This is a genomic window from Streptomyces sp. NPDC059989, assembly GCF_042736975.1.
Classification (GTDB): Bacteria; Actinomycetota; Actinomycetes; order Streptomycetales; family Streptomycetaceae; genus Streptomyces.
Map to the genome: position 1 here is coordinate 40354 of NZ_JBHWUO010000017.1, position 23917 is coordinate 64270.

The 23917-nt window shown below is 73.7% G+C and carries 21 protein-coding genes; 15 read left to right on the forward strand and 6 right to left on the reverse strand.

Features of this window, described 5'->3' with window-relative positions; all coding sequences use genetic code 11:
- Positions 1 to 168: 168 nt before the first annotated feature.
- Positions 169 to 996: an enoyl-CoA hydratase family protein gene (locus ACFWBN_RS17370; RefSeq protein ID WP_385177397.1), complete on the forward strand. Its 828-nt coding sequence runs from the start codon at positions 169 to 171 to the stop codon at positions 994 to 996.
- A gap of 4 nt (positions 997 to 1000) precedes the next feature.
- Complete coding sequence (locus ACFWBN_RS17375; protein WP_385177399.1) at positions 1001 to 3268, forward strand: bifunctional salicylyl-CoA 5-hydroxylase/oxidoreductase; 2268 nt, start codon at positions 1001 to 1003, stop codon at positions 3266 to 3268.
- A gap of 10 nt (positions 3269 to 3278) precedes the next feature.
- Here ACFWBN_RS17375 and ACFWBN_RS17380 read toward each other — a convergent pair whose 3' ends face one another.
- Genes ACFWBN_RS17380 through ACFWBN_RS17390 form a run of 3 tightly spaced genes read right to left on the reverse strand, consistent with a single transcriptional unit; the run spans position 3279 to position 6602 of the window.
- Positions 3279 to 4118: a GNAT family N-acetyltransferase gene (locus ACFWBN_RS17380; protein WP_385177401.1), complete on the reverse strand. Its 840-nt coding sequence runs from the start codon at positions 4116 to 4118 to the stop codon at positions 3279 to 3281.
- Between the two features lie 56 nt (positions 4119 to 4174).
- On the reverse strand, positions 4175 to 4975 hold the full coding sequence (locus tag ACFWBN_RS17385) for a PaaX family transcriptional regulator C-terminal domain-containing protein (protein WP_385177403.1): 801 nt from the start codon (positions 4973 to 4975) through the stop codon (positions 4175 to 4177).
- A 4-nt stretch (positions 4976 to 4979) separates the two neighbouring features.
- Positions 4980 to 6602 carry an AMP-binding protein gene (locus tag ACFWBN_RS17390; protein WP_385177405.1) on the reverse strand — a complete coding sequence of 541 codons (1623 nt, stop codon included), beginning with the start codon at positions 6600 to 6602 and terminating at the stop codon, positions 4980 to 4982.
- 121 nt (positions 6603 to 6723) lie between these two features.
- Here ACFWBN_RS17390 and ACFWBN_RS17395 point away from each other — a divergent pair, with 121 nt between their 5' ends.
- Positions 6724 to 7899 (forward strand): acyl-CoA dehydrogenase family protein, encoded by a 1176-nt coding sequence (locus ACFWBN_RS17395; protein WP_385177407.1) that lies wholly within the window; start codon positions 6724 to 6726, stop codon positions 7897 to 7899.
- The gene (locus ACFWBN_RS17400; protein WP_385177409.1) at positions 7896 to 8330 is read left to right on the forward strand and encodes a RidA family protein; all 435 of its coding nucleotides are present in this window, start codon (positions 7896 to 7898) and stop codon (positions 8328 to 8330) included. The genes ACFWBN_RS17395 and ACFWBN_RS17400 overlap by 4 nt, the downstream gene beginning before the upstream one ends.
- Before the next feature lie 272 nt (positions 8331 to 8602).
- On the opposite strand, the gene ACFWBN_RS17405 is transcribed toward ACFWBN_RS17400, so the two are convergent.
- Entirely contained in the window at positions 8603 to 8809 is a 207-nt protein-coding gene (locus ACFWBN_RS17405; RefSeq protein WP_385177411.1) for a 4-oxalocrotonate tautomerase family protein, read from the reverse strand.
- 33 nt (positions 8810 to 8842) lie between these two features.
- Positions 8843 to 9592, reverse strand: a complete 750-nt coding sequence (locus ACFWBN_RS17410) for an SDR family NAD(P)-dependent oxidoreductase (RefSeq protein ID WP_385177413.1) — start codon at positions 9590 to 9592, stop codon at positions 8843 to 8845.
- A 111-nt stretch (positions 9593 to 9703) separates the two neighbouring features.
- Here ACFWBN_RS17410 and ACFWBN_RS17415 point away from each other — a divergent pair, with 111 nt between their 5' ends.
- The gene (locus ACFWBN_RS17415; RefSeq protein WP_385177416.1) at positions 9704 to 10618 is read left to right on the forward strand and encodes a LysR family transcriptional regulator; all 915 of its coding nucleotides are present in this window, start codon (positions 9704 to 9706) and stop codon (positions 10616 to 10618) included.
- A 53-nt stretch (positions 10619 to 10671) separates the two neighbouring features.
- Positions 10672 to 11703 (forward strand): aldo/keto reductase, encoded by a 1032-nt coding sequence (locus ACFWBN_RS17420; protein WP_385177418.1) that lies wholly within the window; start codon positions 10672 to 10674, stop codon positions 11701 to 11703.
- Here the strand turns inward: ACFWBN_RS17420 and ACFWBN_RS17425 are convergent.
- Positions 11700 to 13070 (reverse strand): aminopeptidase P family protein, encoded by a 1371-nt coding sequence (locus tag ACFWBN_RS17425; RefSeq protein WP_385177420.1) that lies wholly within the window; start codon positions 13068 to 13070, stop codon positions 11700 to 11702. The two genes, ACFWBN_RS17420 and ACFWBN_RS17425, sit on opposite strands and share 4 nt — an antisense overlap.
- Before the next feature lie 191 nt (positions 13071 to 13261).
- Here ACFWBN_RS17425 and ACFWBN_RS17430 point away from each other — a divergent pair, with 191 nt between their 5' ends.
- From ACFWBN_RS17430 to ACFWBN_RS17470, 9 genes are all read left to right on the forward strand, one after another.
- A complete protein-coding gene (locus tag ACFWBN_RS17430) occupies positions 13262 to 15655 on the forward strand; it encodes a collagenase (protein ID WP_385177423.1) in 2394 nt (797 codons plus the stop codon).
- Between the two features lie 70 nt (positions 15656 to 15725).
- Positions 15726 to 16904: an NAD(P)/FAD-dependent oxidoreductase gene (locus ACFWBN_RS17435; protein WP_385177425.1), complete on the forward strand. Its 1179-nt coding sequence runs from the start codon at positions 15726 to 15728 to the stop codon at positions 16902 to 16904.
- 173 nt (positions 16905 to 17077) lie between these two features.
- Positions 17078 to 17389 (forward strand): (2Fe-2S)-binding protein, encoded by a 312-nt coding sequence (locus ACFWBN_RS17440; RefSeq protein WP_385177427.1) that lies wholly within the window; start codon positions 17078 to 17080, stop codon positions 17387 to 17389.
- Positions 17370 to 18917, forward strand: a complete 1548-nt coding sequence (locus ACFWBN_RS17445; protein ID WP_385177429.1) for an NAD(P)/FAD-dependent oxidoreductase — start codon at positions 17370 to 17372, stop codon at positions 18915 to 18917. Before ACFWBN_RS17440 ends, ACFWBN_RS17445 begins: the two co-directional genes overlap by 20 nt.
- 76 nt (positions 18918 to 18993) lie before the next feature.
- Positions 18994 to 19938: a dihydrodipicolinate synthase family protein gene (locus ACFWBN_RS17450; RefSeq protein ID WP_385177431.1), complete on the forward strand. Its 945-nt coding sequence runs from the start codon at positions 18994 to 18996 to the stop codon at positions 19936 to 19938.
- 20 nt (positions 19939 to 19958) lie between these two features.
- Entirely contained in the window at positions 19959 to 20963 is a 1005-nt protein-coding gene (locus tag ACFWBN_RS17455; RefSeq protein WP_385177433.1) for a proline racemase family protein, read from the forward strand.
- The gene (locus tag ACFWBN_RS17460) at positions 20960 to 21970 is read left to right on the forward strand and encodes a proline racemase family protein (RefSeq protein ID WP_385177436.1); all 1011 of its coding nucleotides are present in this window, start codon (positions 20960 to 20962) and stop codon (positions 21968 to 21970) included. The genes ACFWBN_RS17455 and ACFWBN_RS17460 overlap by 4 nt, the downstream gene beginning before the upstream one ends.
- A gap of 89 nt (positions 21971 to 22059) precedes the next feature.
- A complete protein-coding gene (locus ACFWBN_RS17465; RefSeq protein ID WP_385177590.1) occupies positions 22060 to 22977 on the forward strand; it encodes an ornithine cyclodeaminase family protein in 918 nt (305 codons plus the stop codon).
- Between the two features lie 56 nt (positions 22978 to 23033).
- Positions 23034 to 23744 carry a GntR family transcriptional regulator gene (locus ACFWBN_RS17470; protein ID WP_385177438.1) on the forward strand — a complete coding sequence of 237 codons (711 nt, stop codon included), beginning with the start codon at positions 23034 to 23036 and terminating at the stop codon, positions 23742 to 23744.
- Positions 23745 to 23917 lie beyond the last annotated feature (173 nt).

Here is a 23917-nt window from a genome sequence, read left to right on the forward strand (position 1 = left end):
CTGTAGGGCACCCCGGCGGAACCGCAAGGGACCTCGGTCGCCGGAGGGCGGGACCTTCGGCTCGTGTGGCGGCCGGCCGGCCCGGGAGGTCACCCGGGACCACCCTGACGCCACTCGGATGTCGCGCTTCTGTGACGGCAGTCACGATCCGGTGATACCGTCGTCGGTGTGAGCCCCTTCACCGGTTCCACAGCAGCGACCGAACGGTGGCACCACCTCCGGGTGACCCGGCAGGACGGCGTCGCCACCGTCACCTTCGACCGACCCGACAAGCTGAACGCGCTCACCTTCGGCGCCTACGCCGACCTGCGCGATCTGCTGGCCGAACTGTCCCGCGAGCGTTCCGTACGCGCCCTCGTGCTCGGCGGCGAGGGGCGCGGCTTCTGCTCCGGCGGCGACGTGGACGAGATCATCGGCGCCACCCTCGCCATGGACACCGCCCAACTCCTCGACTTCAACCGGATGACCGGCCAGGTCGTCCGCGCCATCCGTGAATGCCCCTTCCCCGTCATCGCCGCCGTACACGGGGTGGCCGCCGGCGCCGGAGCCGTCCTCGCGCTCGCCGCCGACTTCCGGATCGCCGACCCCAGCGCCCGCTTCGCCTTCCTCTTCACCCGCGTCGGCCTCTCCGGCGGCGACATGGGCGCCGCCTACCTGCTGCCCCGCGTCGTAGGCCTCGGCCACGCCACCCGGCTGCTGATGCTCGGAGAGCCCGTACGAGCCGCCGAGGCCGAGCGGATCGGCCTGCTCAGCGAGCTCACCGAGGAGGGCAAGGCCCACGTACGGGCCGCCGAACTCGCCGCCCACCTGGCCGCCGGCCCCGCCCTCGCCTACGCGCAGACCAAGGCGCTGCTGACCGCCGAACTCGACATGCCGCTGGCCGCGTCCGTGGAACTGGACGCCGCCACCCAGGCCCTCCTGATGAACGGCCAGGACTACGCGGAGTTCCACGCGGCCTTCACCGGCAAGCGGCCGCCCGCCTGGAAGGGCAGGTAGCCGGATGTCAGCGTGCGGCGTTGCTCCGGGCGCCATGCGGGTCGCCGTCGTCGGCGGGGGACCGGGCGGGCTGTACGCCGCCGCGCTGCTGGCCCGCCAGGGCCACGCCGTGGAGGTCTGGGAGCGGGGCGCCCCCGACGACACCTTCGGCTTCGGCGTGGTCCTCTCCGACGAGACCCTCGGCGGCATCGAGCGGGCCGACACCGTCGTGTACGCGGCCCTGAGCGCCGAGTTCGTGCGCTGGGACGACGTGGACATCGTGCACCGCGGCCGGATGCTGACCTCCGGCGGCCACGGCTTCGCGGCCATCGGGCGGCGCCGGCTGCTGCAGATCCTGCACGAGCGCTGCGCCGGGCTCGGCGTCCGGCTCCGCTTCCGCACCGGGGCCCCGGACGCGCGGGACCTCGCCGCCGCGTACGACCTGGTGGTCGCGGCGGACGGGGTGCACAGCGCGATCCGGGAGGCCGGGGCCGCGCACTACGGGCCGACGCTGACGCCCGGGCGCTGCCGCTACATCTGGCTCGCCGCCGACTTCGCCCTCGAAGCCTTCCGCTTCGAGATCGCCGAGACCGAGCACGGGGTCGTGCAACTGCACGCCTACCCCTACTCGGCGGACGCCTCCACGGTGATCGTCGAGATGCGGGAGGAGGTCTGGCGGGCGGCCGGCCTCGACCTGTGCGACGAGGACGAGTCCGCGGCCCGCTGCGCCAAGATCTTCAGCGAGGCGCTGCGCGGACGGCCGCTGCGCGGCAACCGCTCGGCCTGGACGCGGTTCGACACCCTCGTCAACGAGCGCTGGTCACACGGAAACGTGGTCCTGCTCGGCGACGCGGCGCACACCGCCCACTTCTCCATCGGGTCCGGCACCAAGCTGGCCGTCGAGGACGCGCTCGCGCTCGCCGAAGCGGTGGCCGGCGCGGAGGGCGACGTACCCGCCGCCCTCGCCGCATACGAGGCGGCGCGCCGGCCGGCGGTCGCCAGCACCCAGCGGGCCGCGGCCGCGAGCCGGGCCTGGTTCGAGGAGATCGCCGGATACGTCGACCAGCCCGCCCGGCAGTTCGCCTTCAACCTGCTCACGCGCAGCCGCCGGGTCACGCACGACAACCTGCGGCTGCGCGACGAGAGGTTCACGCGCGCGGTGGAACGGGACTTCGGCTGCCCGGACGAGCGCACCCCGCCGATGTTCACCCCCCTCACCCTGCGCGGCCTGACCCTGCGCAACCGGGTCGTCGTCTCGCCGATGGACATGTACTCGGCCGAGGAGGGCGTCCCGGGCGACTTCCACCTCGTGCACCTCGGCGCCCGGGCCCTCGGCGGGGCGGGGCTGGTGATGACGGAGATGGTCTGCGTCAGCGCCGAGGGCCGGATCACCCCCGGCTGCGCCGGGCTGTACACCCAGGAGCAGGCGGCGGCCTGGCGGCGCATCACCGATTTCGTCCACACCTCCGCGCCCGGGACCGCGCTCGGCGTCCAGCTCGGGCACTCGGGGCGCAAGGGCTCCACCCGCCTGATGTGGGAGGGCATGGACGATCCCCTTCCGCACGGCAACTGGCCGCTGGTGGCCGCCTCGGCCCTGCCTTACCGGCCGGGCGTCTCGGCGGTCCCGCGCGCCCTCGCGGAGGCGGACCTGCCCGCGCTCCGCTCCGAGTTCGCGGCGGCCGCCGTACGCGCCGCCGACTGCGGGTTCGACCTGGTGGAACTGCACTGCGCCCACGGCTACCTGCTCTCCGGGTTCCTCTCCCCGCTGACCAACCGGCGCACCGACGCCTACGGCGGCTCCCTGGAGAACCGGCTGCGCTTCCCCCTGGAGGTCTTCGACGCGGTCCGCGCCGTCTGGCCCGGGGACCGCCCGATGACGGTCCGCCTCTCGGCCACCGACTGGGCGCCGGGCGGCACCTCGCCGGAGGAGGCGGTGGAGATCGCGGCCGCCTTCGCAGCCCACGGCGCGGACGCCATCGACGTCTCGACCGGCCAGGTCGTCGCGGACGAGGCCCCGGAGTACGGGCGCTCGTACCAGACCCCGTACGCCGACCGGATCCGCAACGCGCTGGGCGTCCCCGTCATCGCCGTCGGCGCCATCTCCTCCTGGGACGACGTCAACTCCCTGCTCCTGGCGGGCCGCGCGGACCTCTGCGCCGTCGGCCGCCCCCACCTCTACGACCCGCACTGGACCCTGCACGCGGCCGCCGACCAGTCCTACGAGGGCCCGGGCGCCCCCTGGCCCGCCCCGTACCGCGCGGGCAGCCGCAAGCCGCCCGCGGGGCGCGGCTGAGGCCCGCCGCTCACGCGGTGACGACCTCGGCGCGGTCCTCGACCGGGGTGTAGCCCAGGCGCAGGTAGATGCCGTTGCTGGTGGGGTTGGCCAGGTCGGTGAAGAGGAGGACCTCCGAGGCGCCGGCCGAGTACGTCGCTTCGCTCGCCGCGTGCGTGACCCCGGCGGCGTAGCCGCGGCCGCGGAGCGCGGGCGGGGTGTAGACCGGGCCGACGCGGGCGGCCGAGCCGATCGGGCGGGAGAAGGAGGCCACCGAGACGGGGGCGCCGGCGTGCTCCCAGAGGACGAACCCGCCGTAGGAGATCCGGTCGCGCAGGGCCGCTTCGGAGGCTTCGCCCGGCTGCCCCACCTCCTCGTTGAAGGCTTCGATCCACTCCAGCAGCAGCGGGAGATCCGCCTCGGTGGCGGGCCGGGCCCGCCCGGCCGGCGCCGGATCCGGGGTGATCAGCGAGGCCAGCCGGTACAGGCGGTTCTCCTCGGCGACCCGGAACGGCCGCCCCCACGCCCCGGCCAGCGATTCCGCGTCGTGGCGCCGGGCGCTGATGCCGCCGATCCCGGCGAGCAGCGGTTCGGTGGCCAGCGCGGCCGCCAGCGCCCGCACCGCCGGCTCGGGCAGCGCACCGAGCTGCAGGGGATACGGAGGGGTGCACAGCAGGGCCCCGGAAACGGTTCCGTCGGCCCCGGTCCACCAGCCGAAGACGGGGTCGGCCGGCCCGTAGGCGTGGGGCCCGCGCCGCTCCAGCGCGTCGGCGACGGTCAGCAGAAGGGTGTTGGGCACGGGCTGCGCGGCCACGGCCGGGCCCGCCGCGGCCAGATAGGCCGTCAGGTCGGAAGAGAAGGTCCACGTCATGGCACATCCTGGCGCGGCCCCGAACCCGGGTGCGACCGCTTTTCCAGGCGGCCCGGTCACGGCCTCGCGAACCGACCGCCCGGATCGCGCAGCCGCGCGTGCAGCTCGGCGAAGACGGCCGCCGCGCGGTCGCCCGGCCAGTCCGCCGGGAGCAGCTCGCGCGGCAGGCCCGGGTCGGCGTACGGGAGCCGGCGCCAGCTGTCCAGGGCGAGCAGATAGCCGCGGTAGGCCTCCTCCGGGGTCGGGGCCGGGCCCGACTGGAGGGCGCGCAGCGCCGGTTCGTGCAGATCGAGGAACTCCTCGTGCTGCTTGGCCAGGGCGGTCAGGTCCCACCAGCGGGCCACGGCCTCCGCCGTCGGCGCGAAGCCGAGGTGGGCGCCGCGGAACAGCTCCACGTACGGGGTCAGGTGCAGGCGCTCCAGCGTGTGCCCCGTCTCCTCCGCCAGCCCGGCCGGGGCGATCCACACGCCCGGCGCCACCGCGCCGAAGCCGAGCCGGGCGAGCCGGGAGCGCAGCAGGTGCCGCTTGTGCCGCTCCTGCTCCGGGACGGAGAACACCGCCACCAGCCACTCGTCCGAGCGGGGCGGGCCGCCGTAGATCCGCCGGTCGCCGTCGTCGAGCAGCTGCCGCGCCTCCTCGGAGAGCCCGTACGCCGCCGAGCCGTCCGCCGTGCGCGCGGGCAGCAGGAAGCCGCGCCGCTTCAGCCGGGACACCGACGAGCGGACCGACGGGGCGTCCACGCCGGCCGCGCCCAGCAGGCGGATCAGCGCGGACACCGGGACCGGGCCCTCGAAGGCCCGCCCGTAGGCTCCGTAGAACGTGACGATCAGGGATCGCGGGGTGTGCTGCTCGACCACGGTTTCACTCTAGGTCGCGCAGCCGGAAGCGTTGCAGCTTGCCCGTCGCGGTACGGGGCAGGGCGGGGACGAAGACGAAGGAGCGCGGGCACTTGTGCGGGGCCAGCTCGCTCCGCATGAAGGTGCGCAAGTCCTCCTCCGTGAGCACCACACCGTCACGCGTGACGGTGTACGCGACCACGACCTGCCCGCGTCGCTCGTCCGGGCGGCCCACCACCGCGGCCTCCACCACGTCCGGGTGGCGCAGCAGGGCCTCCTCCACCTCCGGGCCCGCGATGTTGTAGCCCGCCGAGATGATCATGTCGTCGGCGCGGGCGACGTAGCGGAAGTACCCCTCCGGATCCCGTACGTAGGTGTCGCCGGTCAGATTCCAGCCGTCCCGTACGTACTCCCCCTGCCGCGGATCGGCCAGGTAGCGGCAGCCGACCGGGCCGCGCACGGCCAGCAGCCCCGGCTCGTTGTCCGCGACCGGCCGGCCGGAGCCGTCCACCACCCGCGCCTGCCAGCCCGGGACCACCCGGCCGGTCGTACCCGGCCGGATGTCCTCGTCGGCGGCGGAGATGAAGATGTGCAGCAGTTCCGTGGCGCCGATGCCGTTGATGATCCGCAGGCCGGTGCGCTCGTACCAGGCCTGCCAGGTCGCGGCGGGCAGGTTCTCCCCGGCCGAGACGCAGCGGCGCAGCGCGGAGAGGTCGTACACGCCCACGTCGTACGGGCCCAGCGCGTCCAGCATCGCCCGGTAGGCGGTGGGCGCCGTGAACAGCACCGTCACCCGGTGCCGGGCGAGCGCGGGCAGCAGGTGTCGCGGCGTCGCCTCCTCCAGCAGCAGCGCGGACGCGCCCGCCCGCAGCGGGAAGACGACAAGACCGCCCAGGCCGAAGGTGAACCCGAGCGGCGGACTGCCCGCGAAGACGTCGTCCGGGCGGGGGCGCAGGACCGCACGGGAGAAGGTGTCGGCCACCGAGAGGAGGTCGCGGTGGAAGTGCATGCAGCCCTTGGGCCGCCCGGTGGTGCCGGAGGTGAAGGCGATCAGGGCGACGTCGTCGGCGGAGGTCTCCACGGCCGGGAAGGGCGCCCCGTCGTGCCGCTCGGCCAGACGCAGCAGATCGTCCGGGGCCTCGCCCCCGTAGGCGGTGATCCGCAGCCCCGGCACCTCGGCCTTGACCAGGTCGTCCAGCGCTCCCGTGTGGCACAGGGCGTGGCTCACCCGGGCCATCGCGCAGACCGTGGCCAGCTCCTTCGCCCGCTGCTGGGGCAGGACGGTGACCGCCACCGCGCCGGCCTTCATCACCGCGAGCCAGCAGGCGGCGAGCCAGGGGCCGGTCGGTCCGCGCAGGAGCACCCGGTTGCCGGGCACCACGCCGAGATCGACAGTGAGCACGTGGGCGAGGCGGTCCACGCGCCTGCGCAGCCCGCCGTACGTCCACATCTCGCCGGCGCCGCTGCGGAAGGCCGGACGGTCGGGGCCGAACCGGTCGATGGTGGCGTCCAGCAGCTCCGCCCCGCAGTTCAGGCGGTCCGGATAGGCCAGTTCGGGCAGCTCGAAGAGGAGTTCCGGCCAACTGTCCGCGGGCGGCAGATGGTCGCGGGCGAAGGTGTCGGCGTGAGCGGAAGGCTTGAGCTCCAAGGCGGGTTCGCCCCCTTGCAACGGTCCGGGGTGTGGGTGGAGCCGACCGTGCGCTTGCTTCACGAGCGTATCGTGATGGTGACGGCAGTCAACAGGACGCGATAGATGCGGGGAAATTCGGATGACCGATTTCGCGCTCGGGGTGGACCAGGAGGAATGGTGCGGGCAGTTGCGCGCACTGGCGGCCGGCCGGCTGAGGCCGCTGGCCGAGAAGGGGGAGCCGGGGCGGGTCAACCGGCCGCTGCTGGCGGAGCTGGGGGAGCTGGGCCTGCTGGAGCGGGTGTTCGCGTCGGGCGCGCTGGAACTGTGCCTGCTGCGCGAATCCCTCGCCTACGGCTGTACGGAGGCCGAGACGGCCCTCGCCCTCCAGGGACTCGGCGCCCACCCGGTCCTGCGGGCGGGGAGCGCGGCCCAGCGGGAACGCTGGCTGCCGGCGGTGCGCGCCGGGCGGGCGGTGGCGGGCTTCGCGCTCAGCGAGCCGGGCGCGGGCTCGGACGCGGCGGCGCTGGCGCTGGCGGCCGTACCGGAACCCGGGGGCGGAGGCGGGGGCCGAGGCGGGACACGGGGCGGCTGGCGGCTCAGCGGCGAGAAGTGCTGGATCTCCAACGCCCCGGAGGCGGATTTCTACACCGTGTTCGCCCGGACGGGTGAGGGCCCGGGGGCGAAGGGGGTGTCCGCCTTCCTGATCCCGGCGGACCGCCCCGGACTCGGCGGCGAACCGCTCGACATGCTGTCCCCGCACCCCATCGGCTCCCTGGCCTTCGACGGGGTCCCGGTCGGCCGCGAGGACCTCCTCGGCGAGCCCGGGCAGGGCTTCCGCGTCGCGATGCAGACCCTGAACCTCTTCCGGCCGAGCGTCGGCGCGTTCGCGGTGGGCATGGCACGGGCCGCGCTCGACGCCACGCTCGCGTACACGGCGGACCGGGCCGCCTTCGGCGGGACGCTCAGCGACCTCCAGGCGGTGGCGCACCGGGTGGCCGAGATGGCCACCCGCACGGAGGCGGCCCGGCTGCTGGTCTACGCGGCGGCCGGAGCGTACGACCGGGACCCCGGCTCCCGGGAGGTCCCGCGCCGGGCGGCGATGGCGAAACTGCTGGCCACGGAGACGGCCCAGTACGTGGTGGACCACGCGGTCCAGCTGCACGGGGCCGTGGCCCTGCGGCGGGGCCACCTGCTGGAACACCTCTACCGGGAGGTGCGGGCGCCGCGGATCTACGAGGGGGCGAGCGAGGTGCAGCGCGGCATCATCGCGAAGGAGCTGTACGGGGCACTGCCGGGGGAGGCGTCCGCCCGATGACGACCGACGACATCCGGCCGCCCCGGCCGATCGGGTCCCTCCGGCGGATCAACCCGCCGGAGCTCTCGCCGCCGACGGGCTTCTCCCACGCGGTGGCGGCGACGGGGACCCGGCTGGTGTTCCTGGCGGGCCAGACCGCGCTGGACGGCGCGGGCAAGGTGGTGGGGGAGACCCTGCCGGAGCAGTTCGAACGGGCGCTGACCAACCTGCTGGCCGCGCTGACGGCATCGGGCGGATCCCCGGCGGACCTGGCGCGGGTGACGGTGTACGCGGTGGACGTGGCGGCGTACCGGGAGTGTGCGGCCGAACTGGGGCGCGTCTGGCGCCGGTTGGCGGGCCGGGACTATCCGGCGATGGCCGTCATCGGCGTGGCCCGCCTCTGGGACGACCAGGCCCTGGTCGAACTGGACGGCATCGCGGTCCTCCCGTAGCCGCCGCGTGCCGCCGGGGCTGATTGTGGCCCGTCTGGGTGCGCGAGCGCGGCTCAAAGACCGAGGCTCCGCCCCGGACCCCGTACGTGCGCTTCGCGCCCGTGCCCTCAAACGCCGGGCGGGCTGGATGTATCCAGCCTCGCCGGCGTTTGAGGCGCGGGGGTCCGGGGGCGGAGCCCCCAGTTTCGGGAAGGGGCGGGGTGGGGGAAAGGCTCCGCGCAGCGGCGAGCCGGCCGCCGCCCGGGGCCCGGCCCGAGCGGCGGCCCACGGCATCAGCTGCGCGCGCGCCGGCGGTATTCCTCCGTCGGGACGCCCCCCACGCCCCAGTCCTCCAGGGCGACCTCGTCGATGAGGACGAACGTGGTCGCCGGATCCTTGTCGAGGACCCTGACCAGCAGATCGGTGACCCCCGCGATGATCTCGGCCTTCTGGGCGGCAGTGGCACCTTCACGGGTGATCTTGACGTTGACGTACGGCATGACGAATCTCCTTCAGCTGGTGGGTGGGGGTGGTCAGATCTGGCGGCCGGTGACGTGCCCGCCGTCCACGCGCAGGGCGTGCCCGGTCACGAACCCGGCACCCGCCAGGTAGAGCACCGCGTCGGAGATCTCGGCGACCTCCCCGACCCGGTTCAGCAGGGCGAGACCGCCGAAGGAGTCCACGTCGGAGCCCGCGTGCAGCGGGGTGCGGATGATGCCGGGCGACACCAGGTTGACGCGGATCCCGTCGGTGGCGAGCTCGGCGGCCAGACTCGTCGTCAGCGCGTGCACACCGGCCTTGCTGACTACCGGCGCGGTCGCCGGGAAGCCCGCCAGCGCGTGGTCCACCAGCACGGTGCCGATGTTGACGATGCTTCCGCCCCGGCCCTGGGCGCGCAGGGCCCGTACGACCGCCTGCGTGGTGAGGTAGGTGCCCTTGAGGTTGCCCGTCAGATAGCCGTCGAGTTCCTCCTCGGTGACCTCGGTGAAGGGCTTCGGCTCGAAGGTGCCGGCGTTGTTGACCAGTACGTCGATCCGCCCGAAGCGCTCCAGCGCCGTACGGACGAGGGCTTCGCCGGTCTCCGGAGAGGCGATGCTGCCCGCGACCCACGCGGTCCGCTCCGGATGGCCGAGGCCGGCGGTGGTCTTGGCGAGGCGATCGGCGTCGCGGCCGTTGAGGACGACGTTCGCGCCGCTCGCGAGGAAGGCACGGGCGATGTCGAGGCCGATGCCGCTGGAGGAGCCGGTGATCACGGCAGTGGTGGGCGTGCTGGTGTCGGTCATGGGTCTGGTGCCTTTCGAGGCCGAACGGTTCTTCGTGCTGACACCAGAAACGTAGGAGCCCTCAACGCATAAGACCACGACGTAGTTTGGAGCATGTGATAATCCCAGGTTATGGATGTGGACCTGCGTGACCTGGAGCTCCTGGAGGCCACCGCCGAGGCCGGCTCGCTGACCGCCGCCGCCGAGCGGCTCTACGTCAGCCAGCCCGCCCTCAGCCAGCGGCTGACCCGCCTGGAGGCCCGCCTCGGCATGCGCCTCTTCGACCGCAAGGGCCGCCGCCTGATCCCGAACGCCGCCGGCCGCCGGCTGCTCGTCGCCGCCCGCCAGATCCTCGGCGAACTGGAGTCGGCCTCCCGCGATCTGCGGGAGATCCGCGACGGACGCGACCGCCGGGTCCGCTTCGCCGCGCAGTGCAGCACCACCTTCCCCTGGCTGCCGCCCGTGCTGCGCGCCTTCCGCGCGCGCGAACCCGACATCGACGTACGGATCGAGACCGTCCCCGACGACGCCCCGATCCCGGCGCTCCTCGCCGACCGGATCGACGTCGCGCTGGTCACCAAGCCGGACCTGCAGATGGACCGGGTGTCCCTGACCAATCTGTTCGACGACGAGATGATGGCCGTGGTGCCCGCCGGCCACCCGTGGGCCGCCCGCAAGCACCTGACCGCCCGCGACTTCGACGGCGCCGACCTGGTCCTCTACGACTTCTACGACCAGAAGCGCATCCCGTCGATGCCGCTGCCCCTCCCCGCCGGCGCCCGCCCCGCCCGGATCACCACCATGCCGGTGGTGACCGACCTGGTGGTCGAGATGGTGGCGGGCGGCCAGGGCGTGACGGTCCTGCCGAACTGGGTGGCCGCCCCGTACGTGGCCTCGCACGGCCTCGCCCTGGTCCGCATGGGCGCGCAGCCGCTGACCCGCACCTGGTACTGCGCCACCCGCACCGGCCCCCGCCCGCCCCACCTGGACGTCTTCGTCGAGGAACTCGTCTTCCTGCTCAAGCGCCCTGACCAGCACTTGCGTTGAAGCACACTCCAACACCTAGCGTCGGGTCCACGACCAGCGCCAAGGGGGAGATCGTGCGGTACACACTGTTCGGCAGGACCGGTCTGCGCGTGAGCGAGCTGAGCCTCGGCACCATGACCTTCGGCGACCGCGAGACGAGCGCGCCAATCGTCGACGCCTACGCGGACGCGGGCGGCAACTTCATCGACACGGCGAACATCTACGCCGACGGCAGTTCGGAGCGGAGCCTCGGCGAACTGCTCGAAGGGCGCCGCGACGAGTTCGTACTGGCCACCAAGTACGCCTGCGCGACCCGGGAGGGCGACCCCAACGCGGCGGGCAACCACCGCAAGAACCTCGTGCGGTCGGTGGAGGACAGCCTGCGGCGGCTGCGCACCGATCACCTCGACATCCTCTGGGTGCACGCCCGCGACAACTTCACCCCGGTCGAGGAGGTGATGCGCGCGCTGGACGACCTCGTACGCACCGGAAAGGTGCTGTACGTGGGCGTGTCGGACTGGCCGGCGTGGGAGATCGCGCAGGCCAACACCCTTGCCGAGCTGCGCGGCTGGTCCGCGTTCGCGGGCTCGCAGCTGCGGTACAACCTGCTGGAGCGGACCCCGGAGCGCGAACTCCTCCCGCAGGCCCGCGCCTTCGACCTCGCCGTGCTGGCCTGGGCCCCCCTCGCCGCCGGCAGGCTCACCGGCAAGTACCGCCGGGGCGGGACGGGCCGGCTGGACACCTGGGGCGTCAAGCCGACCCCGCGGGAGGAGGACGTCGTCACCGCCGTCCTGGAGATCGCCGAGCAGGGCGGCTGGACCCCGGCCCAGGTGGCCCTGGCCTGGCTCCTGGGCCGCCCCGGAAACGTCGTCCCGATCATCGCGGCCACCCGGGAGAGCCAGCTCGCCGACAACCTCGGCTGCCTCGACGTCCGCCTCGACGCCGATGCCGTCGCCCGCCTCGACGAGGTGAGCGCCGTACCGCTCGGGTTCCCGCACGACTTCCTGCGGGAACCCTCCGTCGTCAAGACCGTCTACGGAGACCGCTGGGCCAGGATCGAGGACCGCCGCAGCACCCACCGCCGCACGACCACCGACATCCGCTAGCCGTTCAGCAGACGGCCCATCCACTCCTCGATGCCGTCCACCGTCCGCGGCAGGGCGCCCGACATCAGGCGGGCGCCGTCCGCCGTGACGACCAGGTCGTCCTCGATGCGCACCCCGATCCCGCGCAGCTCCACCGGCAGGGTCTCGTCGTCCGGCTGGAGGTAGAGGCCGGGCTCCACCGTCAGGACCTGGCCCTCCTCCAGGACGCCGTCCAGGTAGGTCTCCGCCCTGGCCTTCGCGCAGTCGTGCACGTCGAGGCCGAGCATGTGCCCGCTGCTGCACAGCGTGTAGCGCCGGTGCAGGTCGCCCTCCGCGTGCTTCAGGACCCCCCACTCCGCCAGGCCCTCCGCGATCACCCGCATCCCGGCCCGGTGGAAGTCCCGGAAGCTCGCCCCCGGGCGCAGGGCCGCCATGCCCGCCTCCTGGGCGGCCAGGACCAGTTCGTAGACCTGCCGCTGGACGGGGGAGAAGCGGCCCGACAGCGGCAGGGTGCGCGTGATGTCCGCCGTGTACAGGGTGTCCGTCTCCACGCCCGCGTCCAGGAGCAGCAGTTCGTCCCCGTTCAGCCGGCCGTCGTTGCGGATCCAGTGCAGGACGCACGCGTGCGCGCCCGACGCCGCGATCGTGTCGTAGCCCGTGCCGTTGCCCTCGGCCCGCGCGCGCAGGCCGAAGACCCCCTCGATCCACCGCTCCCCGCGCGGATGCGCCAGCGCGCGCGGCAGCGCCCGTACGACGTCTTCGAATCCCGCCGCCGTGTGGTCGACCGCAAGCTGGAGCTGCTCGACCTCCCACGCGTCCTTCACCAGCCGCAACTCCGAGAGGGCGGTGGCCAGTTCGGCGTCCGTCGCGGCGTTGCGGCCCGCCGGTGATCCGAGCCCGTCCAGGTGGGCGCAGCGGATGCCGGTGAGGCGTTCCGCCTCGGCCAGGTCGGCCCGGCGGCCCACCCAGAACTCCCCGTACCGGCGGTCCCGGTAGAACTCCTCGTTGCCGTCCACCCGCGGCGAGCGCGGCCTCAGGTACAGCACCGCCTCGTGCGCGTGCGGGCCCGAGGGCTCCATGACCAGGACGTGGCCCACCTGGTCCTCGCCCGTCAGGCCGGTCAGCCAGGCGTACGCGCTGTGCGGGCGGAAGCGGTGGTCGCAGTCGTTGGAGCGGACCTTCAGCTCGCCGGCCGGGATGATCAGCCGCTCGCCCGGGAAGCGGGCCGACAGCCGGGCCCGGCGGGCCGGGGTGACGGCGTGACCGGGGACGCGGGTGGAGTCGGGCAGCGGGGAGGCGGCCCAGTTCCCCGCCATGAAACGGGACAACTCCGGGGATACCGGAAGGTCGTGGCTGCCCGTGTTGAGGCGGGAGGGGGTGTCGGTCACGAGGGCTCCCTCAAGAAGGTGCGAACTGATGGGCGCACAGGTCTTGTCAGTGCAATTTCACATTACTATGTTACAGCTCACACCGCGGCACGTTAATCCCCGTCAAACGCCGTGCAAAGCAGGGCAGTTCACACCTCCCACCTCGGGAACCGCACCACCCCCCACTTCACCCTCTCCCACAGGAGTTCTCGGTGTTCAAGCACAGAGCTGTGCGCTCGTCCCTCCTCGCCTCCGCCGTCGCCGTCACCCTCCTCGCCACCGCGGGCCAGGCCACGACCCAGGCAGCCGACCAGGGGACCCCCGCCACCGCCGCGGGCAGCCAGACGCCCGGCACCTTCTCCTCCGCGCCGTCCGCCCCGAACCCGTTCGACGAGGTCGACCGGCTCGCCAACCCGCGGGTCAACACCCCGGCGCCCGCCCCGGCCCCCGGCACCGGCCAGGCCGCCTCCGGGCAGATCCCCGGCGCCGCCACCGCGGCCACCGCCCCGGACGAGCGCACCGAGAAGAGCCGCAAGGCGACCGCCCAGGCGGCCCCCACCGCGCGGAGCGTCGCCGCCGGCGTCCCCTGCACCCTTGACGGGATCACCAACCTCACCCCCGAGCAGTTCGCCGACTTCCTCGGCGACCAGGCCGTCCTCGCCGACGGATGTCTGCGCGGCCTCATATGGACCTGGGACGCCCGCCTGACCCCGGTCATGTCCGACGCCCACGTCCAGGCCGTCTCGCGCCGCATATCCAGCCTGGCCGCCGCCCACGACGGCCGTAACTCCTCCCACCTGGAGGAGATGTTCACCTACCTGCACGCGGTCGCCTACCACGACTACTCGCGCTCCGAGATCGACGTCACCGACGCCCCGACCGTCAACGCCATGCGCCAGGCCATCGCCGACTTCGGCAACGCCGCCCGCACCTTCGACGTCACGAAGACCAATGCCAACACCCTGCGCGAGGCCCTCTACGCCGCCAGCGCGCCGGGCCTGCGCCAGCACCAGCTCGGCCTCATCAAGAAGGTCCTGGCCACCATGGACCCGGCCCACCCCGCCACCCACACCGACACCGGCTGGGCGGGCGCCGCGCTCGCCGCGCTCTCCGTCAACTACCTCGGCGTCTACCCGGGCAACCAGGACGCCGCCTTCCACACGGCGGTGGCCGCCGACCCCGCCTACCGGGCCGCCTTCAAGGCCTTCTCGGGCTACACGCACCTCAAGGGCACGGCCAACGCCTGGGTGGCGCGCGACGCCCTCGGCGAGTACGGCCGCTTCGGCCAGGTCGAGGGCCTCAAGAACCAGGTCGTCGCCGACCTCGGCGCCCTGCTGGAGCCCGTCAAGTCCGGCTTCGGCAACGGCAGCGAGCAGTGGGCCAAGCTCGTCTCCTGGCTCAACTTCTACGAGGCCTGCAAGCCGTACGGGGTGTGCAAGGAAGACATCGAGAAGCAGCTCTTCCCCTACACCTACTCCTACGACAACGGCGGCATCAAGGTCCGCACCGCCCTCGACCGGGCCACCGTCGACCAGCTCTACTACGCCAGCAAGCAGGTCAAGTCGCAGTACCACCGCGTGCTCGGCACCGACCAGCCGCTCGCCGGCGACCCCAACAGCACGCTGAACATCGTGCTCTACGCCTCCCGCGCCGACTACGAGAACTACCACCCGATCCTGACCGGCTACGGCACCAACAACGGCGGCATCTACATCGAGAACGGCGCCACCTTCTACACCTACCAGCGCCGCGTCCCGCAGGACTCCTCCCTCACCCTGGAAGAGCTCTTCCGCCACGAGTACACGCACTACCTCAACGGCCGCTACGCCGTCCCCGGCTTCTTCGGCGAAGGCCCCTGGTACGAGGGCGACCGTACGACCGCCATGGACGAGGGCACCGCCGAGTTCTTCGACGGCGCCACCCGCGACAACGGCATCGCCGTCCGCAAGTCCCTGGTCAAGAGCATCATCAACGACACCGCCGGCGGCGGCCCGCGCATGAGCGTCGAACAGCTCCTCAACGCCACCTACGACGGCGACGGATTCCGCTTCTACAGCTACGCCGGCACCTTCTTCGAGTTCCTGTGGACCGAGAAGCCCTCCCTGCTGCGCGAGATGTACACGCACCTGCGGAACAACGACGTGGCGGCGTACGACGCCTGGCGCAGCCGGATGGGCGCGGACACCTACCTCCAGCGCGACTACGACCGCTTCCTGACCGCGCAGATCGCCAAGGTGGACCAGCTCTTCGTCCCGAACACCTCCTTCACCCCCAACGAGCAGCTGCGCGACTCGGCGCTCGGATCCGTGAAGTCGGCCTTCGCCACCGCCACGTACAACACCCCGGACTGCGTGGAGAACGGCGACCCCGGCAAGCGCCGCTTCACCTGTACCGGGCGGATCACGGCGAACCTGAAGAACTGGCGCAGCGACGACCAGAACTTCAAGGACATGTCCGAGACGGTCGACTACTTCATCCTCGACCGGGCCGGCGCCGCCTCCAGCAACCTGGCCGACATGAACTGCTCCTTCGGGGCGCCGGAGATCTGGTCCAACAAGGTGGCAGCGACCTCCTCTTACAGCTGTGAGGGCCCGCTCCGCAGCTGACCGGTTCCGGACCGGTCCCGCCCGCGGGACCGGTCTGGGCAGCGCCTAAAGAATGTGACATATTACTGCCGTGCTCAAGAGACACTCTCCTGACGTCGTGATCATCGGCGCCGGCGTCGTCGGAGCGGCCTGCGCCTATTACGCGGCCCGCGCCGGACTCTCCGTGGCCGTGGTCGACCGCGGCCCGGTGGCGGGCGGCACGACCGGCGCCGGCGAAGGCAACCTGCTCGTCTCCGACAAGGAGCCGGGCCCCGAACTCGACCTCGCCCTCCTCTCCACCGGGCTCTGGCACGAACTCGCCGCGGTCCTCCCGCAGGAGATCGAGTACGAGGCCAAGGGCGGCCTCGTCGTCGCCCCGGACCAGGCTTCGCTGGACGCGTTGCGAAGCTTCGCGGAAGGCCAGCGCAAGGCCGGAGTCGAAGCGGCCGAGGCGGGGGCCGACGACCTCCGCACCCTGGAGCCCCACCTGGCCCCGGGCCTGGCCGGCGGCTTCCACTACCCCCAGGACTCCCAGGTCCAGCCCGCCCAGGCGGCGGCCCGCCTGCTGGCCGCATCGGGCGCCGAGGTCCACCTCGGCGAGGAGGTCACCCACATCCTCCTGGACGGAACGGGCGCGGTGCGGGGCGTCCGCACGCCGAGGCGCGAACTGAGTTCCCCCGCGGTGGTCAACGCGGCGGGCACCTGGGGCGGCCACATCGCGGAACTGGCCGGGACGACGTTGCCGGTGTTGCCGCGCCGCGGCTTCGTCCTGGTCACCGAACCGCTGCCCCGCGTCGTCCGCCACAAGGTCTACGCCGCCGACTACATCGCCGACGTCGCCAGCGGCTCGGCGGCCCTCCAGTCCTCGGCCGTGGTCGAGGGCACCCCCTCGGGCCCGGTCCTGATCGGCGCCACCCGCGAACGCGTAGGCTTCGACCGCACCCTCTCCACCGAGGCCCTGCGCCGCCTCGCCTCCCAGGCGGCGGCTCTCTTCCCGATCCTGGCCGATACGCGTGTGTTGCGCACCTACCACGGCTTCCGCCCCTACCTCCCGGACCACCTCCCTGCGATCGGCCCGGACCCCTGCCGCCCCGGCCTGCTCCACGCCTGCGGCCACGAGGGCGCGGGCATCGGCCTGGCCCCGGCGACAGGCCTCCTCATCGCGGCGGCCCTCACCGAAGCCGAACCCGCCCTGCCCCTAGCCCCGTTCCGCCCGGACCGATTCACGGAGCCGGGGGCGGGGACGGGGTGGGGTGTCGTCCGGGACTAAAACGAGATGATTTCGGCGCGAACCACCGCCCGCAGACCAGTCGGCCCGAGGCGCCGAACATCGAAGCCCGTCCCGGACGACACCCCACCCCGGCGTCCCCGGCCCCCAACACCCCCGCCCGGCGGGGACACCACCCGGACTCGTCCCCGACACCCCCGAGGAGGACCCCCCTGATGCGAAGCCCCCGCTCCCTGGTCGGCGGCAGCCCGAAATCGGCGTACGCCATCGCCTTCGACGGCCAAGAACTGCCCGCACAGGAGGGCCAGTCCATCGCCGCCGTGCTCTGGTCCGCCGGGATCCTGGCCTGGCGGACCACCCGCGAATCCGGCGCCCCGCGCGGCGCCTTCTGCGGGATCGGCAGCTGCTACGACTGCCTCGTCACCGTCAACGGCCGCCCCAACCAGCGCGCCTGCCTGATCCCCGCCCGCCCCGGGGACACCGTCACCACCCAGGAGGGCACGGGCCATGCCGACCTCGCCGTCTGACGCCGCCGAGCCCACCGCGCCCGTCGAGCCCGCCGACCCCACCGCGCCCGCCGCGCCCGTTGAGTCCGTCGACCCCACCGCGCCCGCCGAGCCCGTTGAGTCCGTCGACCCCGCCAAGTCCGCCGAGCCCGCCGCAGGCGACCCGGCAGGCGACCCGGTAGATCTCGCCATCATCGGCGCCGGCCCCGCCGGCCTCGCCGCCGCCGTCACCGCCGCCGACCACGGCCTGCGCGTCACCCTCCTCGACGCGGGGGAGCAGCCCGGCGGCCAGTTCTACCGCCGCCCGGCGCCCGGCCTCGGCGCCGCCCGCCCCCAGGCCCTCCACCACGGCTGGGCCGCCTTCGCCCGACGCGAAGCCGCCCTGCGCGCCCACATCTCGGCCGGCCGGATCACGTACCTCCCGCTCCACCACGTGTGGACGGTGGTCCCCGACGGCGACCTCTGGACCCTCCACGCGGTGGCCGGCCCCGACGAGCACGCCGCGACCGTCCCCGCCACCCGCATCCTGCTCGCCACCGGTGCCTACGAACGCCAACTGCCCTTCCCCGGCTGGACCCTGCCCGGCGTGGTCGGCGCCGGCGGAGCCCAGGCCATGCTGAAGGGCGGCCTCGTCCTCCCCGGCCGCCGGATCGTCGTCGCCGGCAGCGGCCCCCTCCTGCTCGCCGTGGCCGGCTCGCTGGCCGCCGCCGGAGCCACGGTCCCGGCCGTCGTGGAGGCATCGGCGTACACGGCGTACGCGCGGAAGACGGCCACCCTCCTGCGCAACCCCGCCAAACTCGCCGAAGGCGCACTCCACGGCGGCGCCCTGCTCAGAAGCGGCATCCGCCTCCTCACCCGGTCCGCCGTCGTCGAGGCGCACGGCACCGACCGCGTCCAAGCCGTCACCGTCGCCCGGCTCGACCGCGACTGGCGCCCCCTGCCCGGCACCGCCCGCCGGATCCCCTGCGACGCCCTCGCCGTGGGCCACGGCCTCGTGCCCCAGCTGGAACTCGCCACCGGCCTCGGCTGCGCCACCCTCCCCGGCCCCGACGGCACGGTGGCCCTGGACCTCGACGCAGGGCAGCGCACCTCCGTCCCCGGGATCTGGGCCGCCGGGGAGACCGGCGGCATCGGCGGCGCCGAACTCGCCCTCACCGAGGGGGAGATCGCCGCCCGCACCGCCGCCGGCCGGCCCGTCCCGGCCGGCCTGGCCCGCCGCCGCGCCCGGCTGCGCGACTTCGCCGGCGCGATGGCCGCCGCCCACCGCCCGGGCTCCGCCTGGACCGGCTGGCTGCGGGACGACTCCGTCGTCTGCCGCTGCGAGGAGGTGCCGGCCGGCCGGATCCGGGAGGCCGCCGAAGACCTCGGCGCGCGGGACGCCCGTACGGTCAAACTCCTCACCCGCGCCGGCATGGGCTGGTGCCAGGGCCGGATGTGCGGCCCGGCCGTGGCCGCCCTCGCCGGAGAAGAGCCCGCCCCCGACCGGCGACCGCTGTCCTGCCCGGTCCCGCTGCGCCACCTCGCCGAACTTCCCCCGGCCGACCGCTGATCGGGTCCGCCCGTACCCTTGTGGCGGCCTCACGCCCACTAGTAAAATGTCACACACCACACTAGGGAGTCACCTCATGACCCACGCGCCCACCCCTGCGCCCGCCTCCACCCCCCTGCCCGGCAGCGACACCCGCACCCGCCCGTGGCACGGGATCATGGTCGCCACCGCACTCCCCCTGCGCGAGGACCTCACCGTCGACTACGACGCGTACGCCGACCACGTGGCCTGGCTGATCGCCAACGGCTGCGACGGCGTGGTCCCCAACGGCTCCCTCGGCGAGTACCAGACCCTCACCGACGAGGAGCGGGCGCGCGTCGTCCGTACCGCCGTCGAGGCCGCGGGCGACGGAGCCCGCGTCATGCCCGGCGTCGCCGCGTACGGCAGCGCCGAAGCCCGCCGCTGGGCCGACCAGGCAGCCGAGGCCGGGGCCGGTTCCGTACTGCTCCTGCCGCCCAACGCCTTCCGGGCCGACGAGCAGACCGTACGCGCCCACTACGCCGAGGTCGCCCGGGCCGGCCTGCCCGTCGTCGCGTACAACAACCCGTACGACACCAAGGTGGACCTGGTCCCCGCCCTGCTCGCCCGCCTCCACGGCGACGGCTCCATCGTCGCCGTCAAGGAGTTCAGCGGGGACGTGCGCCGCGCCTACGAGATAGCCGAACTCGCCCCCGGCCTCGACCTGCTCATCGGCGCCGACGACGTCCTGCTCGAACTCGCCCTCGCGGGCGCGGTCGGCTGGATCGCCGGCTACCCCAACGCGCTCCCGCAGGCCTGCGCCACCCTGTACCGGGCCGCCGTCGCCGGCGACCTCGCCACCGCCCTGCCGCTCTACAAGTCCCTGCACTCCCTGCTCCGCTGGGACTCCAAGACCGAATTCGTCCAGGCCATCAAGCTCTCCATGGACCTGGCCGGCCGCCCCGGCGGCGCCACCCGCCCGCCGCGCTTCCCGCTCACCGGCGAGATCGAGGCCACCGTTCGCGCCGCCACCGAGAAGGCCCTCGCCGAGGGCCTCAACTAACCCGTCCAAGGGGGGACACGATGCGCACACGCCACATCTACCACGCGGTGGACTCGCACACCGAGGGCATGCCGACCCGGGTCATCACCGGGGGAGTCGGGGTGATCCCCGGCGCCACCATGGCCGAGAAGCGGCTCCACTTCATCGAGCACACGGACCACGTCCGCACCCTGCTCATGTACGAGCCGCGCGGGCACTCCGCCATGAGCGGCGCCATCCTGCAGCCCCCCACCCGTCCCGACGCCGACTTCGGCGTCCTCTACATCGAGGTGTCCGGCCTGCTGCCCATGTGCGGGCACGGCACCATCGGGGTGGCCACGGTCCTGGTCGAGACGGGCATGGTGCCCGTCGTCGAACCGGTCACCACCGTCCGGCTCGACACCCCGGCCGGTCTGGTGAGCGTCGACGTCCGGGTCGAGGACGGGGCGGCCACCGCCGTCACCCTCACCAACGTCCCCTCCTTCAGCGTCGGTCTCGACCTGAAGGCCGAGGTCCCCGGCTTCGGCACGGTCACCTACGACCTCGCCTACGGCGGCAACTTCTACGCCTTCGTCGAACTGGACGCCCTGGGCCTGCCCTTCGACCGGGCCCGCAAGGACGACCTGCTCACCGCGGGACTCGCCGTCATGGACGCCATCAACGGCTCGGGCGACCGCCCCGTCCACCCGGAGAACCCCTCCATCGCCGGGGTCAAGCACGTCTACCTCGCCGCCCCCGGCTCCGACGCCCGCCGCTCCCGGCACGCCATGGCCATCCACCCCGGCTGGTTCGACCGCTCGCCCTGCGGTACGGGAACCAGCGCGCGCATGGCCCAGCTGCACGCCCGCGGCCTCCTGGAGCTCGGCGCGGACTTCGTCAACGAGTCCTTCATCGGCACCGAGTTCACCGGCCGCCTGATCGGGGAGACCGCGGTCGGCGGACTCCCGGCCGTCGTCCCCACCGTGACCGGGCGCGCCTGGATCACCGGCACGGCCCAGTACTTCCTCGACCCCACCGACCCCTTCCCCGGAGGGTTCCTCCTGTGAACACCGTCCGAACGGCGGACTACCACACCGCGGGCGAGCCCTTCCGGATCGTCTGCGAAGACCTCCCGCCCGTGCCCGGGGACACCGTCGCCGAGCGCTGTGCCACCGCCATCGGCCCGGGCGGCTCCGGGACGGCCCCGCGCCGCGGGGCACTGGACGACGTACGGCGCCTGCTCGTACAGGAGCCGCGCGGGCACGCCGGGATGTACGGGGGGTTCGTCGTGCCCCCGGACGACGACGGGGCCCACTTCGGCGTGCTGTTCTGGCACAAGGACGGCTACTCCACGGCCTGTGGCCACGGCACCATGGCCCTCGGGGCCTGGGCCGTGGACACCGGCCGGGTCGCGGCCCCGGACCACGGGGACGCGCAGGTGCGCATCGACGTGCCGTCCGGGCGGGTCACCGCCACCGTGCACCGGGACGGCGGCCGCACCACCGGGATCACCTTCCGCAACGTCCCGGCCCGGGTGGCCGCCCGCAAGGTGCCGGTCGCCACCTCGCTCGGGCTCGCCGAGGTGGACATCGCGCACGCCGGGGCCTGCTACGCCTCCGTCGCCGCCCGCGAACTCGGCCTGGACGTCTCCCGGGCCGCCCTGCCCGCCCTGGTCCGCGCCGGACAGGAGATCCGGGCCGCGCTGGCCACCCACCCGGCCACCTGGCACCCCGACGGCCCGCTGCTGTCCGGGGTCTACGGGGTGATCCTGTACGAGGAGCTGCCCGACACTCCCTTCGGACCGCACCAGCGCAACGTCACCGTCTTCGCCGACGGGCAGATCGACCGCTCGCCCTGCGGCTCCGGGACCTCCGCGCGGCTCGCGCTGCTGGCGGAGGACGGGCGGCTCGGCCCGGGCGAGGACCTGCTGCACGAGTCGGTTGCGGGCACGGTGTTCACCGGGCGGTTCCTGCCGGGCGGGGTCACCGAGGTCACCGGCACGGCCTACCGCACCGGCGAACACGCCTTCACGGTGGACCCGTACGACCCCCTCGGGACGGGGTTCTCGCTGTGAGGCGGCCGGATCCGGGGAAGCCCGCCCCGGCGGGATCGGTCGAGGGGGAGCCCGCCGCGGGCGGGCTCCGGCACATCGGCGCCGACGCCATGGCCCGGCTCCTGACCCCGGCCGCGGCCATCGACGCCCTGGCCGGGGTGTTGCGGGCCGGGCTGGATCCCGAGAGCGATCCGCGGCGCACGGCGCTCGGCGTGCCCGGCGGGGAACTGCTGCTGATGCCGGCCGCGTCCGGGGCGTACGCGGGCGTGAAGGTCGCCGGGGTCGCGCCCGGGAATCCGGCGCGCGGCCTGCCCCGCATCACCGGAAGCTACCTGCTGCTCGACGGCCCCACCCTGCAGCCGGTGGCCCTGCTGGACGGCGCGGCCCTCACCGCGCTGCGCACCCCGGCGGTCTCGGCCCTGGCCCTGCGCTACCTGGCCCCGGCCGGGCGGCCGCTGCGGCTGGTGCTCTTCGGGTCGGGCCCGCAGGCGTACGGACACCTCGAAGCGGTCCTCTCCGTACGGGACTTGTCCGAGGTGGTGGTGGTCGCCCGGCAGCCGCCCGGGGCCCGGAAGCTGGCGGAGCACGCGGAGGCCCTCGGGGTGCCCGCCCGCACGGGGACGGCCGCGGACGTGGCCGGCGCCGACCTGGTGGTCTGCTGCACCACGGCCCGCGAACCCCTCTTCGACGGGCGGCTGGTCGGGCCGGAGGCGGTGGTCGTCGCGGTGGGCTCGCACGAGCCGGCGGCCCGCGAGACCGACACCGCGCTCATCCGGCGCTCCGCCGTGTACGTGGAGTCGCGCGCGGCGGCCCTGCGCGAGGCCGGGGACCTGCTGGTGCCGGAGGCGGAAGGGGCCATCGGGCCCGGTCACATCACCGGCACCCTCGCCGACCTGGTCGCCGGCCGGATGCCGGCGGGCGGGCCGCCGGGTTGTCCACAGGTCTTCAAGAGTGTGGGCATGGCCTGGGAGGATCTTGCCGTGGCGGTCGCGCTGTTCGAGACCGCCGGGGCGAACAGCGAAACGTGACATTGTACGCTGTTCCTCCGCCCACCAGTGGGGTAAGGGGTCTCGGAGGAAAAGCAATGGGTGACCTGAAGCAGCACAGTCTCATCAAGGCCCAGGAACGGCTCCGCGACCAGGTCGGCCACGCCCTCCGAGCAGCCCTGATAGCGGGTGAACTACGCCCCGGAAGTGTCTATTCCGCACCGGGCCTCGCGGCCGAACTCGGCGTCTCGGCCACGCCGGTGCGCGAGGCGATGCTCGACCTCGCCCGCGAAGGCCTGGTCGAGCCCGTCCGCAACAAGGGCTTCCGGATCACCGAGGTCAGCGAGCGCGATCTCGACCAGTACACCGAACTGCGCACGATGATCGAGGTGCCGACGATCGGGAAGATCACCAAGATCGCCACGGCCGAGCAGCTGGAGGCCCTGCGCCCCATCGCGCAGGAGATCGTCACCAGCGCCCGCGAGCACAATCTGATCGGCTATCTGGAGGCGGACCGCCGCTTCCACCTCACGCTGCTCGGACTCGCGGGCAACGACCGCCTCGTCGAGACCGTCGGCGACCTGCGCAAGCGCTCCCGGCTGTACGGGCTCACCGGCCTCGACGAGGCCGGCAAGCTGGTCTCCTCCGCCGAGGAGCACATCGAACTGCTCGACCTGATGCTCACCGGCGACGCCGCGGCGGCCGAGGCCTGCATGGTGCGCCACCTCGGCCACGTCCGCTCCCTCTGGGCGCAGGGCCGCGACGAGCCCGTCGGCCGCACCCCGGGAGGTCTCGGCTCGGGTCTGTGACCCCGGCGGCGAAGCGCCGGTCCGCCCGGCGGTGGTGACAGGGGTCTCGGCGGGCGGGAGGGGACTGCGTAAGCTTCCGGAGGCGCGGGGGGGGGGGGGGGGGCGCGCCCCGCACCAAGTGTTTGAGCAACCACGGGGCGAACAGGAGTAAGAAGAAGTTTTGACGCGGGGGC

Coding starts and splice junctions, on each gene's coding strand:
- ACFWBN_RS17375 (WP_385177399.1), top strand. CDS start 1,001: ATGTCAGCGTGCGGCGTTGCTCCGGGCGCCATGCGGGTCGCCGTCGTC.
- ACFWBN_RS17380 (WP_385177401.1), bottom strand. CDS start 4,118: ATGACGTGGACCTTCTCTTCCGACCTGACGGCCTATCTGGCCGCGGCG.
- ACFWBN_RS17395 (WP_385177407.1), top strand. CDS start 6,724: ATGACCGATTTCGCGCTCGGGGTGGACCAGGAGGAATGGTGCGGGCAG.
- ACFWBN_RS17400 (WP_385177409.1), top strand. CDS start 7,896: ATGACGACCGACGACATCCGGCCGCCCCGGCCGATCGGGTCCCTCCGG.
- ACFWBN_RS17405 (WP_385177411.1), bottom strand. CDS start 8,809: ATGCCGTACGTCAACGTCAAGATCACCCGTGAAGGTGCCACTGCCGCC.
- ACFWBN_RS17410 (WP_385177413.1), bottom strand. CDS start 9,592: ATGACCGACACCAGCACGCCCACCACTGCCGTGATCACCGGCTCCTCC.
- ACFWBN_RS17415 (WP_385177416.1), top strand. CDS start 9,704: ATGGATGTGGACCTGCGTGACCTGGAGCTCCTGGAGGCCACCGCCGAG.
- ACFWBN_RS17440 (WP_385177427.1), top strand. CDS start 17,078: ATGCGAAGCCCCCGCTCCCTGGTCGGCGGCAGCCCGAAATCGGCGTAC.
- ACFWBN_RS17445 (WP_385177429.1), top strand. CDS start 17,370: ATGCCGACCTCGCCGTCTGACGCCGCCGAGCCCACCGCGCCCGTCGAG.
- ACFWBN_RS17450 (WP_385177431.1), top strand. CDS start 18,994: ATGACCCACGCGCCCACCCCTGCGCCCGCCTCCACCCCCCTGCCCGGC.
- ACFWBN_RS17455 (WP_385177433.1), top strand. CDS start 19,959: ATGCGCACACGCCACATCTACCACGCGGTGGACTCGCACACCGAGGGC.
- ACFWBN_RS17465 (WP_385177590.1), top strand. CDS start 22,060: ATGGCCCGGCTCCTGACCCCGGCCGCGGCCATCGACGCCCTGGCCGGG.
- ACFWBN_RS17470 (WP_385177438.1), top strand. CDS start 23,034: ATGGGTGACCTGAAGCAGCACAGTCTCATCAAGGCCCAGGAACGGCTC.